The sequence below is a fragment of the Bacillus sp. AF62 genome (genome assembly GCF_050312695.1).
GTDB lineage: Bacteria > Bacillota > Bacilli > Bacillales > Bacillaceae_G > Bacillus_A > Bacillus_A cereus.
Genome location: NZ_JBNPJZ010000030.1, coordinates 1 through 13,820, shown reverse-complemented (window position 1 = coordinate 13,820; position 13,820 = coordinate 1). Strand labels below are relative to the sequence as shown.

Sequence of the window (13,820 nt, the reverse complement as noted above, 5' to 3'; positions counted from 1 at the left end):
ATAATAATATTTACATTCGTTTAAACGCTTACATTGGAGTTTATTACTATCATTTCATCTATTTTCTTTATTTCTCTTCTCTTTTCTTAAAAATGACCTTTTAAATATGAAATAAAAAGAGCGAATGACATGAAGTGCATAGCTTGTTGCACTCAGCATTCGCTCTTTTTTATTCAACCTTTATTCTCCTCGTAAAAATGCACGTAAATTTCTCCCACGAATATAAACTTGTGTCAATTCTGCATGTAGCTGCTCATACTCGGTAATATCCATCTCTAAATACAAAGCATCTTTTGATGGTAATATAATATATGGCCCTGGAAAAAGGGGATCAATCTGGACCAATTCTTGAACTCGCTCTACCGATACTGCCCAACGATTTGCTATATCTCCAAGTAATAGTACCTTCATCATTTCTTCCCCCGCCCTATTCAAAAAATAAAAAAGAAATATTATCACAATTTGTAAACACGACAAACTTAGCTCCAATTGTTTCATAGAGCCTCGCTGGATATCGTTTATTCCTTGTAACAACAGTAATAGGTGCTTGAAAAGAAAAACGAATGTGTTCTGTGAAGAAACTAACGATTGGAAGCTCATCCCCTAGTAAAATGACCTTCTTAATACACTCACAAATACTAGTAAAATCCTGCTCCTTACTACAACTATAAGTCCAATCAAACCCACAATTCCTAACTTCAGCCGCTACCTCTTCATTTGCTGTAAAAATAACTAACTCATGTTGAAATGCAACTAGATCTCTTAAACTATTTACCTTACTTTCTTCTCCAACACAAATAAGTGTTAGTTCCATGTACCTCATCCTCCTTAGTATAAAAGAAATCAAACATAGATTGATATTCCCCTATACTAATCAGATCGATGAAGTGATGTATCCATCATGGCACCGTCCTCTCTCAAGACGCTTACGAAGTTAGCTGTCGGATTCGGGCTTTGAGAGTAGCCCTACTTTCAAATTTGAAAGATTCACCCCTAGTGACACTGCACAAATTGGTTCCTCCGCTCCATATAATTGGACTCAGCGTTTACAAAAAAATATATTCTGGCTGATATATTACTCCTGTATTTTGAAAAAGTAAACAGAAAAAAAGCCAGTTATAAAACTGGCTTTTCACTTATCTATACACGCGTTCTATTCACTTTATACGCAAAATGATTCGTTGGTCCATGACCACTACCAATATTCAATGGCTCTTCAATTGCTATACTAATAAATCGTTTTGCTTCTTGAACAGCATCTTCAATTGAGTATCCTTTCGCAAGTCCTGCTGTAACCGCTGAAGCAAATGTGCACCCACTTCCGTGCGTTTGCTTTGAAGGAATTCGCTCGCTTCTAAACTCAATAAATTCTTCTCCATCAAAGAGGAAATCAATTACTTCATTACCTTGATATTCTGCATGTCCGCCCTTCATAAGCACATATTTAGCACCTAATTTGTGCAATACTTTTGCAGCTTCCTTACTATCTTCAACATTATGAATCTCCATCCCAGTTAACACTTCTGCTTCTGGAACATTCGGTGTTATAACGGTTGCTACTGGTAATAAATATTCTTTTAATGCATGAACTGCTTCTTGCTGTAATAATGATGCACCGCCTTTTGCGATCATAACGGGATCTAGCAAAATATTATTCCAGCCAAATTTTTTAATTTGTTCTGCAGCAATTTGAATTATTTCACTACTAAATAACATTCCTAGTTTCACTGCATCTGGTGTTAAATCCGTACCAATTGAATTCAGCTGTTCTGTAATACCTTCTAACGGAACAGGATATACCCCTTGAACGCCAAGCGTGTTTTGAGCAGTAATTGCCGTAATAGCCGTCATTCCGTATACACCAAGCTCTTGGAATGTTTTTAAATCTGCCTGAATTCCAGCACCGCCGCCGCTATCAGACCCTGCAATTGTTAAAGCTTTATTCACTTTCATCCCACTCATCCTTTTCTATCCAAAATAGCGATGATAAATCGTTTTTGCTTCGCTTATATCTTTCGTTCCATGTACGAGCACACGGCCATCTTTAAAGGCGACTAACCTCTTGTCTTCAACAGAAAATGATAGTAAATATGGATTTACATTTAAATCATTCACGCGACCTTCCAGCAACTCTTTATATTGTTCAAAATTCATTTCTTCTTTATGAGGTGGTCTAATTTGAACTGTATTTCGCCCGCATAAAACCGCTGTTTTTGATGTGTTCTCTTTATTTAAATATGGATACAATGCATTCTCTCCACATGAAGGACAATTATGCTGGCGAAGCTTTTGTACATTCATACATAAATACTCATTCTTCCACATATCAAACGATACAAGCCCATCTCGAAGTGATTCGTAATCTTCTACTAACAGTTTAAGAGCTTCTGTTACTTGATGAGAAACGACAAGAGATACAGCAGGTGATATAATACCCGCTGTATCACATGTTGCCCCGCCAAGCGGAATCGACTGTAATAAACATGATAAACATGGTGTTTTACTAGGAAGGATTGTGTAAGAAAGACCGTAACTACCTACACATGCACCGTAAATCCATGGAATAGAATATTTTTGTGCTATATCATTCACAATAAAGCGTGTTTCGAAATTATCAGTCGCATCAATAATTACATCAACGTTTGTAACAAGTTCTTCTAGCTCTTCAGCTGTTACATCTTGAACGAGAGCTTTTATTGTTACATCGCTATTAATCTCTTCTAAACGTTTTTTAGCCGCTATAGCTTTTGGGAGATTATTCTTTACGTCGCTCTCTGCATACAATTGTTGTCTTTGTAAATTACTCCAATCTACATAATCACGGTCAACAATTGTTATCTTGCCAACACCCGCTCTTACAAACATCTCTGCATTTGCACTACCTAATGCACCTGCACCGATAATAAGTACATGCTTTTCTCTTATCTTTTGCTGCCCTTCTGCTCCAATTGGAGAAAATAGTTCTTGGCGAGAATATCGATTATTCAACTACGCTCATTCCTTCTAAAGGACTACTTGCAGTTGCACAGCGCTTACGTGCAATACGACCTGCTTCAAATCCTAAACGTCCTGCTTCAATACTTAGTTTCATTGCCTGTGCCATTTTAATAGGATCTTTTGCTCCTGATACAGCTGTATTTAATAACACGCCATCTGCTCCTAATTCCATTGCAAATGCCGCATCAGCTGGGCTACCAATACCAGCATCAACGATAACTGGTACTGTCGCTTGTTCAATAATGAAGCCCAAATTTAATGGATTTACAATACCAAGTCCTGATCCGATTGGAGATGCTCCTGGCATAATCGCATGCACGCCAAGCTCTTGTAATTTACGTGCTAATACAACATCATCAGATGTGTACGGAAGTACGATAAATCCTTCTTCCAGTAACATTTCAGATGCCTTTAACGTTTCTACCGGATCCGGTAATAACGTTCTATCATCACCAATAACTTCTACCTTTATCATGTCACAAAGCCCAGAAGCTTTTGCTAATTTTGCAATACGAACAGCCTCTTCAGCGTTTTTTGCCCCTGCTGTATTTGGTAATAACGTATATTTTTTCACATCAAGTTTCTCTAATAAATTAGGTTGCTTTGCATCAAAGATATCCATACGACGTACTGCAAACGTTAAAATTTCAGCTTCAGAAACGTCAATTGCCTTTTGCTGTACGTCAAAATCAGGGAATTTACCTGTTCCTAATAACAGTCTAGAATGAAATGAAAATGGTCCAATGTTTAACATAATCAACCGCCTCCTACGAAAGTTACAATCTCAATTTGATCTCCATCAAAAACAGATGTATCTGTATGATCATCTTTTTGTAAAATATCTTTATTACGCTCTACTACAACAATTCTGTTATCTAGTTCTAAATGTGTAAGTAGCTCAGCTACTGTTTTTACACTCGCTGGCACTTCAATTTGGTTACCATTAATTTTTAAATTCAAACTTCCATCCCCTTTCTAAACTCTTCTAGAAAGCAATGAATCTAGCAAATAATTCTCTTGCTTTCCTTCTATTAAATCCGCCATATATTGGCCAGAAATAGGACTTAATAAAATACCGTTTCGATAATGGCCCGTGCAAGCATATAAACCTTTTATTTCTTCATGCTCTCCCATATAAGGAGCTTCATGGTTCGATTGTGGTCTTAATCCTGCCCACGTGCTTTCCCATTCTGCTTCTTTTAAAGCTGGCAATATTGTATAAGCACGCTCTAATATAGAAGTTATACTTTCTGGCTGCACAGTTTTATTGAACGTATGGTGCTTCATTGTTGCCCCAATTACGTAACGTCCACCGCGCTTTGGAGTAATGTAAAATCTTTCTTGAAAAATAGGTGCTTTTAAAAGTTGTTTTCTACTTCTTACCGCAACCACTTCTCCTTTAACTGGATATGTCCCCCAATCGTAGTGAAAATAACTGAGTAACTTCGTGCTCCATGAACCTCCTGCAATAACGACTTTCTCACATGTGACAATACCTTCACTTGTAATAACTCCAGTCACTTTATTATTTTCAATACGAATATCAAACACTTCTGTCTGTTCATATATATCAGCACCTGACATTGCCGCAGAATGTGCGAATGCTTTCGTAAGCTCTGGTGCAATAACATGACCGTCTTTCGGATAATATACTGCTCCTATAATAGATTCGGATAGATACGGCTCTTTTTCCCGCACATGGTCTCCCGTTAGAAAATAGGAATCTTCACCTGTTTTTTGCTGCCAATCCATAATGTGAAGAATTCTTTCCTTCTCATCTTCATTTTGAGCAATACGATAAATTCCTTTTTCTTCATATCCAATATCAATACCCGTCTTTTCACGTAAAACTGCTGCAAGTTGTGGAAATATAGCTCGGCTTTCTCTAGCAAGTTCAAATAGCGGATCATACGCATCCCATTCTGCCTGAACACCAAGTAGACCAGCAGCTGCTTTTGAAGCTTCCGATGCAATTCTTTGCTTCTCTACAATCGCTACTTTATGTCCTCTTTCTGCTAGAAAATGTGCAACTGAACTACCAATTACACCACCACCAATAATCGCTACATCATACTTCTCACACATGTTTTTCCGCCCACTTTCTTATTGATTCCTTATAAGATTTCGCTTTGCTATACGGGTCACTACTACTTACAATTCCGGACATAACTGCTATACCGCTTACACCGTTAGTAAGGACATCCACTGCGTTTTCTGGAGTAATTCCTCCAATTGCTGTAATCGGTATAGATAAACATCTTGCAATGTCAGAAATTTCTTCAAGCCCTCTCGCTGGCACACCTTTTTTACAATCTGTCGGAAATACATGACCATAAACGAGTGAATCCGCTCCATTTTTAAATGCTACTATCGCTTCATCTAGCGAATGCACAGAATAACCGACATGCAAATACGAAAACTTTTCTTTCACTGACTTTACATCTGTGCTTCGATACCCTAGTTGAACACGAGGAATATTTAATAAAATTGCAATATCAATTCGATCATTTATGACAATTTTAGAAGCCGGAAAGCCTTCCATTAAAAGACTTTCCACACCTTCATATAACTCCTTCGTACTCTTCTCACGCTCACGAATATGCAAATAATCAATCTCACTCTCAATTTGCATCGCTACATTCACTAACTCTTCGAATGGCATATGGCCATTTGAGATTACGTGGAGCTCATTTTTCATATTCATTCGCCTACTTTAAAATATTTTCGAATAGTTCATCGGCTGGAACGGTTTCTTTCGTCATTCCTTTGTCTTTCAGCCATTTATTTTGTTTCTCCCAAGATTCTTTTGAATCTGATAAAAATGGCTCATCTTTCATTTCCATCTTCTCTAATAAAATTTTCATACTTTCCTTTTCAACTTCTGGCACAAGTGGGAAGTTTTCTTTTTCTTGATGATTTAATAAAATATTCAATGCTTCATCTGGGTTTTTCTTCATGAAATCATAGCCTTTTTTCGTACCACGTAAGAAAGCTTGCAACGCTTCTTTATCTTTTTTCAACGTTTTATCACCTGTTACAAACACAAGTTCATGATAGTTCGGTACTCCGTAATCAGCTGTATTAAAGTAAGCTGGTTCATGGCCTTCATGACGCATAACCGGTACTTCATGATTAATGTATGCCCCTGTTATCGCATCCACTTTTTTCGTAATTAAGGCTGGTACTAAATCAAATCCAACATCAACTACTTTCACTGTATCAGGATTACCACCAGCTTCTTTTACCATCGTTTTTAAATACATCTCACTTAAAGGTGTTCCAGAATATCCTACTGTTTTTCCTTCTAAATCTTTCGGTGATTGAATACCCGCTGATTTCAGCGATACGACATGATTTAATGGTGAACGTACGACAGCCCCAATTGATTTCACTGGAATTTGCTCATTTGCTCTTGCCATAACAACATCTGGCTGATAATACAAGCCAACTGTCACCTTCCCTGCTGCTGCCAATGTTAATGGATCAGTCGGATTAGAAGGGAATTTAATATTTACCTTTACACCTTCTTCTTTAAAGTATCCTTTTTCAATTGCTGCATAGATAAAGCTATGTACCGCATTTGGATACCAATCTAACATGACTGTTATTTCTTTCTCTTTTTTACTTTTGTCTGATGCTGAATTACTCGAGCATCCTGCAATCATTGCAATTAATAATGTAAATACAAAGATGCGCTTTAAAAATTTCATGAATGCTTCCTCCAACTAATGAATTTCTTTTCTAATATGGAAATAAGTACGACGAAGAAAATAGCTAATAATGATAACAATACAATGGGTGCAAATACGCCAGCTCCATCTAACTGCGTCATCATTCTCTTACTGAAATATCCAAGTCCAGCTTGTGCACCGAGCCATTCTCCAATTGCTGCTCCGATAACACTAAGCGGAACTGCAATTTTTAAAGCTGAGAAAAAATAAGGAAGAGCAGACGGCAACTTTAATTTAAGAAAAATATCTCTTTTCGTTGCTCCATATGTAACTAAGAGCTCCTCCCATTCTTTTTTCGTACTACGCAGTCCATCATACGTGTTGACCGCAATCGGGAAAAACGTAATTAAAACTGTGACAACAACCTTACTCCAAATTGTGTATCCAAACCATAAAACAAATAGCGGAGCAAGCGCAGTAATCGGAATCGTTTGTGAAGCAACTAATAATGGATAAAATGCTCTTTCCATCCATGTACTCGCATTCATTAACATCGCTAGCCCTACACCTAATACGATAGAAATAACAACACCTATTAAAACGACGTATAACGTTGCAGGTAAATGAACCGTAAATAATATGTCTTTTAGTTTCCATATCTTCATTACAATCGCAGACGGTGACGGTAAAATGTACATCTCATCTACAATTCTTGCTCCTATTTCCCACACAGCTAGTAAAATACTAGAAAGTGTAATAGCAGGAACTAATTCTTTCAATCGGTTCATCACACAAGTACCTGCCTTTGTAACATACTAAGAAGCTCATCTTTCAGCGCTAATACTTCCGGTTTATATAAATCTTTTCGTGTTCTGTTATGATCAAGTGGTACAATCCGCTCAGTCAAAGTCGTTATCGGCTGCTGTTCCACTACTAAAACTCGGTTCGAAAGAAATAACGCTTCTTCAACATCATGAGTAATGAATAAAATTGTTTTTTCCCACTCTTGCCATTGTTCAAACAGCCATTCTTGCAAAGAGGCCTTCGTTAAAGCATCTAACGCGCTAAACGGTTCATCTAATAACAATATCTCCCCGCCCGTTAACAAAGTTCGGATAAAAGATACGCGTTGCCTCATACCACCAGATAAATCTTTCGGATGTTTTGTCTCATATCCTTGTAAACCAAATTTATATAACAGTTCCTTTGCCTTTACTTGTGCTTCTTTCTTCTGTACACCTTGGCACTCTAGCGGCAGAGCAGCATTCTCAATAATTGTTCTCCACGGCAAAAGCATATCTTTTTGCGGCATATATCCTACAGGATGGTGCTTTGTTTCTGTCAGTTCTATCTTTCCAGTACTTACCTTCTCTAGGCCTGTAATAAGGCGAAATAAAGTACTTTTCCCACATCCACTCGGTCCGATAATACTGACAAACTCTTTCTCATGTATAGAAGCATTTAATTCATGGATGATTGGTTTCTCATCGTAATGAAAAGAAACATTATGAAACTGTAGTATGTTCTTGCTCCTCAAATCCCCACATCTCCTTACGATAGGACATATCCCAGAATAAATATTCAAATCGACTGGAATATAAGAAAATCTCCTCTAATCTATCTAGTTCTTTCTCAGACTTTCCAACTGCCATTTCATTTAATAAATCTATTAACCAAATACAAAGATTACCGTATTCTTCCGAACTATATCCTTGAATCCACTCACCAAAAAACTCATGATCTCTTGCTCCAGGAATATCATTTAAACGCTTTCCAATTTCCCAGTAGCTCCACATACATGGAAGAAGCGCTGCTATTAATTCTGCAAGTGTGCCATTTTGAGATACAGACATCATGTAATTTGTATAAGCTAAATTTTTAGCAGATGGTTTTGCAGACTCTATCTCCTCTATAGAAATTCCAAGTCTTTTTGCATATTGTTTATGGATTGTCATTTCGCCATTTAATATTCCATCAATTTGTTCAGCGAACTTTCCCATTACTTGTGGATTCGTTGCTTTTACAACACCAATCGCATATAATTTTGCATAATCTAGCAGATATAAATAATCTTGAATAATATAATACTGAAATTTATCTTTTTCTAACGTGCCATCTCCCATACCCACTACAAACGGATGATTATGACTCATCTCCCAAACCGGTTGCACAGTTTCTAATAATCTATCGCAAAATTTCATTTCTCTATCCCCTTTCAATATATGTATCTAAATAAAAAACCACTTCTATATATAAGAAGTGGTTACAGCAAATAAAATTATACATTTATTCGATGTTCCACTTCCCTTCGCTAGTATTACCTAGATCAGGTGTTATAAGGGTTAAGGATTATTCCTCTCTCAGCAAATCAAGCACCCCTAGTGGTTTCAATATGAAATTTTCAAATAAAAAAGCCCCGTTTCTATACGCAAAGAAACGGGGACTCATTGTTAGTGTCCGAATTGCTTCCCTACGCTAGCATAATCTAGATCAGGTAATAAAAAGGATCAAAGGCTTACGGCCTACTCTCAGCTGGCAACACCAGCTCTCCTAGCAAACTATAAAATTATCACTGTCAGTATAACACCCTAATAAGACATCATCAACTATTTTAATTTTCTTAATTATCAACAAAAAATTAAAGTTATACAATACATACATTCTATTTTAGAAAATAAAACTCCAATTAATTGTTTAAAAAGGAATCATTATCCTCAAAAAATTTATTTTTATATTGATTTCATATTACATTTATGTGAATACACCCACTATATTATATCTTTATACTATAATAAAATTACAACTATACAACTAGAGGAGGTCTCTATTCCATGAATATGAAAGCTACTGCTTTAACAGCAACTACTGTAGCGATTGCTTCTTTACTTCCTTCTATGGGTGAAACAAATGTACAAAAAGCAAACGCTGAACAATTATCTAATGTTAAAACTGGGTATGTCAAAGTCGATCAAGTAGCATTACATACAGAAGATAACGTAAAGAGCACATCAATTGATACAATTCGCTTTAATACAAAAGTGAACATCCTTGAAACAACTAATGGTTGGTATAAAGTATCTGTTCATAATAAAGTAGGTTATGTACAAAAAGGTGCTATTTTACTAAAAAACAAACTTCAATCTAATGATCAATACATCGTCAATGCTAATGCATTAAACGTTCGCTCTGAACCTAATTTAGAATCTTCCATTTTAGATGTATTACCAAATGGCAAGTTTATTACCGTTCAAGAAGATCAAGGCGAATGGTATAAAATATCACATAATGGCCAAACGGGTTACGTACAAAAAGCATTCATCTCTAATGGTTCACAACCCTTAGTAAAAGGAATCACCGTTCAAAATAATACAAAATATACTGTTGCAACACCTAATCTGAATGTACGTAGCAACACTAGTACAAGTAGCGCTCTACTCGGTTCATTACAAAACGGTACACAAGTACAAGTAGTAGAAACTGTAGGAACTTGGTATAAAATTCGTTTTGGCACAGGATACGGATATGTAGCAAAACACTATGTAGTACAAAATCAACCACAGACTAAAACAGATCAGCCTTCATCTATTCCAGCTGCTTTCAAATTCCCTGCTCAAGGAAGAATTAGCTCAACCTTTGATATACGCTGGGAACAAATGCATTATGGTATAGATATTGCTGCTCCAGGGAACGTCTCTATCCAAGCTGCTGCTGCAGGTAAAGTTGTGAAATCTTATTATTCAGCTAGCTATGGCAATGTTGTGTTCATTGCGCATCAAATCAATGGGAAATTATATACAACTGTTTATGCTCATATGAAGGATCGCACTGTACAAACTGGTGATCAAGTACAAGCTGGACAATTAGTAGGTCATATGGGCAACACAGGTCATTCATACGGGCAACATCTTCATTTTGAATTACATAATGGAGAATGGAATTTTGAAAAAACAAATGCAGTAAATCCACTGCCATATTTAGTTAGGTAAATTGTATGCCGCGCAATATACCTCTTATAATTGAATACGCAGCCTTTTTAGGTTTAATCTGTTGTTTAATCATTTACAATACAAACATTGTATTTTTATCTATTATTATTGCTTTTGTTGCATTAGAAATTATGATGGAATCATTTCAAGTGCAACTAAAACAAAAAATTGCCCATATTTATAACGCTATATTTCTTTTGAGTGCTCTCATAACAAATATAATTAGTAATGGCTTTTATTTATCTACTGTATTTCCAGTATTCTTTATGGCTGTTTTATTATTTGTAGCTAGATATATTAATGTCCCTTATAACCAAAAACAAAAACAAGAACAAGAAGCTTAGAAAGAGGAGACACTGTGTACCAATCTTTCAAAGATACTCCAATAAAATACATATTGCTTTTGTATAAGAAAGCCAATACTTTTTTTGGTATACAAGGAAGTTATACTGCACAACTTCTCCTATATGGAATGTTGTTTCTTGTTTTAATCACTTTCTCCTTGTTTTACTAACAAAAAAGGATCTCACATAAACTGGAGATCCTTTTTAATTTATATTAATTTTTCATATCGAAAATATTGTTTATCCACAAGCATATTTTTCATAAATAAAGCTCAGATTATATTTTTTCTCTAAGCTCATTCGTTGTTCGTCATCGCACCAATAGAAAAGAATATCATGAATCGTTGCGTAACGCTTATTTTTAAGAAATAGCCTAAAGAATGATGGTAAACAATCATGTAATTGTATAAATATATAATTGCGTAGTGTTTCTTCTTTATATTCAATGCCCTTACAAATATACAGTAATTCTTCACAATAATATGCATGCTGTGGAACTTGTATCATCTCGAAAAATGGCACATAAGATAGTAGCTTTCCAATAAAATGACCGTATCGATCCATTACTCCTATCGTCATATGCTCCATCATTTCTTTCATTACATATAAATAATCATCTACATGTGTTGTCTTTAATGGGTCTAAGCGATCGGAAATTTGAGATAATACAGCTCTTTGACATGCTAAAACTGCCTGACTAGGTCCATAATATGATAGGAAATCTGTACACTTACGATATTTCCGTAATAAATCATGTGTATATAAATCATATACGAAAGTATTACAATACATTGCTAAACTCATCATATCACTATTTAATTGCTCTTTTGATAATGATTTCGCTTTCTTGCACATATAAAAGAATGTAAATTCCAATACTTCTTTATGAGATAATAAATGTTTACAATCGGTTATACATTTCTCATTAAATTTAACTCTATCCCAAATTTCAATATCCCTATCTGTCAATTCACCTATACGATATTTAATAATTAAATAGTTTAAAGCAACTGATTGCGTCAAAAGATCCCATGTTTCATATTCCAATGAAGTATGAACAAACTCAGCTAATCCTTGTGCTATCATAAAAGCATTTGCCTCTTCATACCAACCAATCTCTTGGCATAAGCGAAGAATACGCACTAAAGTTGGAATTTCATCTTTATGAAACTGCGGTAAATTCTTTACTTTATTCATGCCATATACGATAAATGCCGCTAAATTTTCTTCTTTATAAAATTCTTTCTCTTTCCATACTAATATAGTTCGTTCTTTCCCCTCACCTTTTGGGTGACAAGGTACAAGCAAAGAAAATAATTCAGCAAAATTATTTGGTTCTATATATGTATCTGTAACCAAATTCCAATTTGGATCGCCCTGTACAGCCTTCATATAATTCCCCTTCCCTTTTCATCTATGTAGGAAATATTAATTTATTATCGTACCACTAAAAATTAATATTGTTATATTCGAAATCTCTCATAATACTTATATCTATCAGTATATCATCTTTTCTCTTATTAAAAATGAAGAATAACAAATATTAAAAAACTGTGGAAATTATTAACCATATCCTTATTATATAATGTCTCAGATACATCACGCTAACATATTAGTTTTATCCATATATACTAGAATAATGCATCTGAACTTTATATATAATTTAGCTCTTTATGAGTGACCATTAAAATCTCGGTTAATTAAAGTTTCAATTTACTCTGTACGCTCTGAGATTTCGCTCAAGGCAAATCCAGCTTGATCATCTGCCGATTCCCTTATAGCTAAATCTCCTAGTGCTAACATGCCAATAAGCTGACCACTATCAACTACTGGTAACCGTCTAATTTGATACTGTGCCATTAGCTCTGTAGCTTTTTCAATAGAATCATTTGGAGAAACTGAGATAATATTTGTTGTCATTACATTTGTAATTTTATTAGATCCAGGATGTTTTTCAGCAATCCCTCGAACAACTAAATCTCGATCAGTAACAAGCCCAACAACCTGCTCATTTTCAACAACAGGAATTAACCCAACCGATTCTTCCTTCATTTTTACAGCTGCCTCATATACATTGTCTAGCGGTGTACAATGTACAATATGGGTACTCATTAAGTCTCTAACTCGTGTCATTATTTATTTCCTCCTTTTTATACATACCATAGCTTTTCCAAAATTCCTTTATTTATTTCTGGAAAGTAAAATGATAAAAAGGATCAACAAAATAAAAAAGAGCCAGCATAATGCTGACTCTTTTTTGTATGACCCGTACGGGATTCGAACCCGTGTTACCGCCGTGAAAGGGCGGTGTCTTAACCACTTGACCAACGGGCCATGGCTCCGCAGGTAGGACTCGAACCTACGACCGATCGGTTAACAGCCGATAGCTCTACCACTGAGCTACTGCGGAATAATTATGGTGGGCCTAAATGGACTCGAACCATCGACCTCACGCTTATCAGGCGTGCGCTCTAACCAGCTGAGCTATAGGCCCATATACTTTACAGGGGCAGTAGGAATCGAACCCACACTGGAGGTTTTGGAGACCTCAGTTCTACCTTTAAACTATGCCCCTAAATGATGCCGGCTAGAGGACTTGAACCCCCAACCTACTGATTACAAGTCAGTTGCTCTACCAATTGAGCTAAGCCGGCATAAAAAAAATGGTGGCTCGGGACGGAATCGAACCGCCGACACGAGGATTTTCAGTCCTCTGCTCTACCGACTGAGCTACCGAGCCAACATAAATGGCGGTCCCGACCGGGGTCGAACCGGCGATCTCCTGCGTGACAGGCAGGCATGTTAACCACTACACCACGGGA

Annotated in this window: 17 protein-coding genes, 6 tRNA genes and 3 riboswitches; of the genes, 2 read left to right on the top strand and 21 right to left on the bottom strand. The window is 36.1% G+C overall.

Features of this window, described 5'->3' with window-relative positions:
- Positions 1-54 precede the first annotated feature (54 nt).
- The 13 genes from ACQRBL_RS03830 to tenA form a co-directional block, all read right to left on the bottom strand.
- Positions 55-177, bottom strand: coding sequence for a hypothetical protein (locus ACQRBL_RS03830; protein WP_001034421.1), 123 nt, complete (start codon positions 175-177; stop codon positions 55-57).
- 3 nt (positions 178-180) lie between these two features.
- Positions 181-414: a hypothetical protein gene (locus tag ACQRBL_RS03825; RefSeq protein WP_002025339.1), complete on the bottom strand. Its 234-nt coding sequence runs from the start codon at positions 412-414 to the stop codon at positions 181-183.
- Between the two features lie 13 nt (positions 415-427).
- A complete protein-coding gene (locus ACQRBL_RS03820; RefSeq protein ID WP_000424087.1) occupies positions 428-814 on the bottom strand; it encodes a hypothetical protein in 387 nt (128 codons plus the stop codon).
- 93 nt (positions 815-907) lie between these two features.
- Positions 908-1,055, bottom strand: a riboswitch (cyclic di-AMP (ydaO/yuaA leader).
- Positions 1,056-1,140: 85 nt separating this feature from the next.
- The gene (gene thiD / locus ACQRBL_RS03815; RefSeq protein WP_411996090.1) at positions 1,141-1,953 is read right to left on the bottom strand and encodes a bifunctional hydroxymethylpyrimidine kinase/phosphomethylpyrimidine kinase; all 813 of its coding nucleotides are present in this window, start codon (positions 1,951-1,953) and stop codon (positions 1,141-1,143) included.
- A 15-nt stretch (positions 1,954-1,968) separates the two neighbouring features.
- Positions 1,969-2,988, bottom strand: a complete 1,020-nt coding sequence (thiF, locus tag ACQRBL_RS03810; protein WP_023521206.1) for a thiazole biosynthesis adenylyltransferase ThiF — start codon at positions 2,986-2,988, stop codon at positions 1,969-1,971.
- Positions 2,981-3,751 (bottom strand): thiazole synthase, encoded by a 771-nt coding sequence (gene thiG, locus ACQRBL_RS03805; protein ID WP_000931980.1) that lies wholly within the window; start codon positions 3,749-3,751, stop codon positions 2,981-2,983. The genes thiF and thiG overlap by 8 nt, the downstream gene beginning before the upstream one ends.
- Before the next feature lie 2 nt (positions 3,752-3,753).
- Positions 3,754-3,957 (bottom strand): sulfur carrier protein ThiS, encoded by a 204-nt coding sequence (gene thiS / locus ACQRBL_RS03800; protein WP_001049502.1) that lies wholly within the window; start codon positions 3,955-3,957, stop codon positions 3,754-3,756.
- 15 nt (positions 3,958-3,972) lie between these two features.
- Positions 3,973-5,082: a glycine oxidase ThiO gene (gene thiO, locus ACQRBL_RS03795; RefSeq protein ID WP_000333302.1), complete on the bottom strand. Its 1,110-nt coding sequence runs from the start codon at positions 5,080-5,082 to the stop codon at positions 3,973-3,975.
- Complete coding sequence (gene tenI / locus ACQRBL_RS03790; RefSeq protein WP_000787167.1) at positions 5,075-5,695, bottom strand: thiazole tautomerase TenI; 621 nt, start codon at positions 5,693-5,695, stop codon at positions 5,075-5,077. Before tenI ends, thiO begins: the two co-directional genes overlap by 8 nt.
- A gap of 10 nt (positions 5,696-5,705) precedes the next feature.
- Positions 5,706-6,707 carry an ABC transporter substrate-binding protein gene (locus ACQRBL_RS03785; protein ID WP_411996089.1) on the bottom strand — a complete coding sequence of 334 codons (1,002 nt, stop codon included), beginning with the start codon at positions 6,705-6,707 and terminating at the stop codon, positions 5,706-5,708.
- Positions 6,704-7,456 (bottom strand): ABC transporter permease, encoded by a 753-nt coding sequence (locus ACQRBL_RS03780; RefSeq protein ID WP_001080857.1) that lies wholly within the window; start codon positions 7,454-7,456, stop codon positions 6,704-6,706. The genes ACQRBL_RS03785 and ACQRBL_RS03780 overlap by 4 nt, the downstream gene beginning before the upstream one ends.
- Positions 7,456-8,205: an ABC transporter ATP-binding protein gene (locus tag ACQRBL_RS03775; protein ID WP_001256790.1), complete on the bottom strand. Its 750-nt coding sequence runs from the start codon at positions 8,203-8,205 to the stop codon at positions 7,456-7,458. Before ACQRBL_RS03775 ends, ACQRBL_RS03780 begins: the two co-directional genes overlap by 1 nt.
- Positions 8,174-8,869 (bottom strand): thiaminase II, encoded by a 696-nt coding sequence (gene tenA, locus ACQRBL_RS03770; RefSeq protein ID WP_000666826.1) that lies wholly within the window; start codon positions 8,867-8,869, stop codon positions 8,174-8,176. Before tenA ends, ACQRBL_RS03775 begins: the two co-directional genes overlap by 32 nt.
- 85 nt (positions 8,870-8,954) lie before the next feature.
- Positions 8,955-9,058, bottom strand: a riboswitch (TPP riboswitch).
- 60 nt (positions 9,059-9,118) lie between these two features.
- A riboswitch (TPP riboswitch) is annotated at positions 9,119-9,230 on the bottom strand.
- A 269-nt stretch (positions 9,231-9,499) separates the two neighbouring features.
- Here tenA and ACQRBL_RS03765 point away from each other — a divergent pair.
- Together ACQRBL_RS03765 and ACQRBL_RS03760 are read left to right on the top strand one after the other, a co-directional pair.
- Positions 9,500-10,654 (top strand): SH3 domain-containing protein, encoded by a 1,155-nt coding sequence (locus ACQRBL_RS03765; RefSeq protein ID WP_065482251.1) that lies wholly within the window; start codon positions 9,500-9,502, stop codon positions 10,652-10,654.
- 5 nt (positions 10,655-10,659) lie between these two features.
- Positions 10,660-10,998 (top strand): hypothetical protein, encoded by a 339-nt coding sequence (locus ACQRBL_RS03760; RefSeq protein ID WP_001137818.1) that lies wholly within the window; start codon positions 10,660-10,662, stop codon positions 10,996-10,998.
- A gap of 240 nt (positions 10,999-11,238) precedes the next feature.
- Here the strand turns inward: ACQRBL_RS03760 and ACQRBL_RS03755 are convergent, their stop codons facing one another.
- The 8 genes from ACQRBL_RS03755 to ACQRBL_RS03720 all read right to left on the bottom strand — a co-directional run bounded on the left by ACQRBL_RS03755 (position 11,239) and on the right by ACQRBL_RS03720 (position 13,738).
- The gene (locus ACQRBL_RS03755) at positions 11,239-12,390 is read right to left on the bottom strand and encodes a DUF3965 domain-containing protein (protein WP_411996088.1); all 1,152 of its coding nucleotides are present in this window, start codon (positions 12,388-12,390) and stop codon (positions 11,239-11,241) included.
- Positions 12,391-12,711: 321 nt separating this feature from the next.
- Positions 12,712-13,131, bottom strand: coding sequence for a CBS domain-containing protein (locus tag ACQRBL_RS03750; protein ID WP_000199012.1), 420 nt, complete (start codon positions 13,129-13,131; stop codon positions 12,712-12,714).
- Positions 13,132-13,260: 129 nt separating this feature from the next.
- Positions 13,261-13,332: transfer RNA gene (locus ACQRBL_RS03745), tRNA-Glu, on the bottom strand.
- Between the two features lies 1 nt (position 13,333).
- Positions 13,334-13,408: transfer RNA gene (locus ACQRBL_RS03740), tRNA-Asn, on the bottom strand.
- A gap of 7 nt (positions 13,409-13,415) precedes the next feature.
- Positions 13,416-13,492 (bottom strand) — tRNA-Ile (locus ACQRBL_RS03735).
- Between the two features lie 10 nt (positions 13,493-13,502).
- Positions 13,503-13,573, bottom strand: a tRNA-Trp gene (locus ACQRBL_RS03730).
- 6 nt (positions 13,574-13,579) lie between these two features.
- Positions 13,580-13,652 (bottom strand) — tRNA-Thr (locus tag ACQRBL_RS03725).
- Between the two features lie 10 nt (positions 13,653-13,662).
- A tRNA-Phe gene (locus tag ACQRBL_RS03720) sits at positions 13,663-13,738 on the bottom strand.
- Between the last annotated feature and the right edge of the window lie 82 nt (positions 13,739-13,820).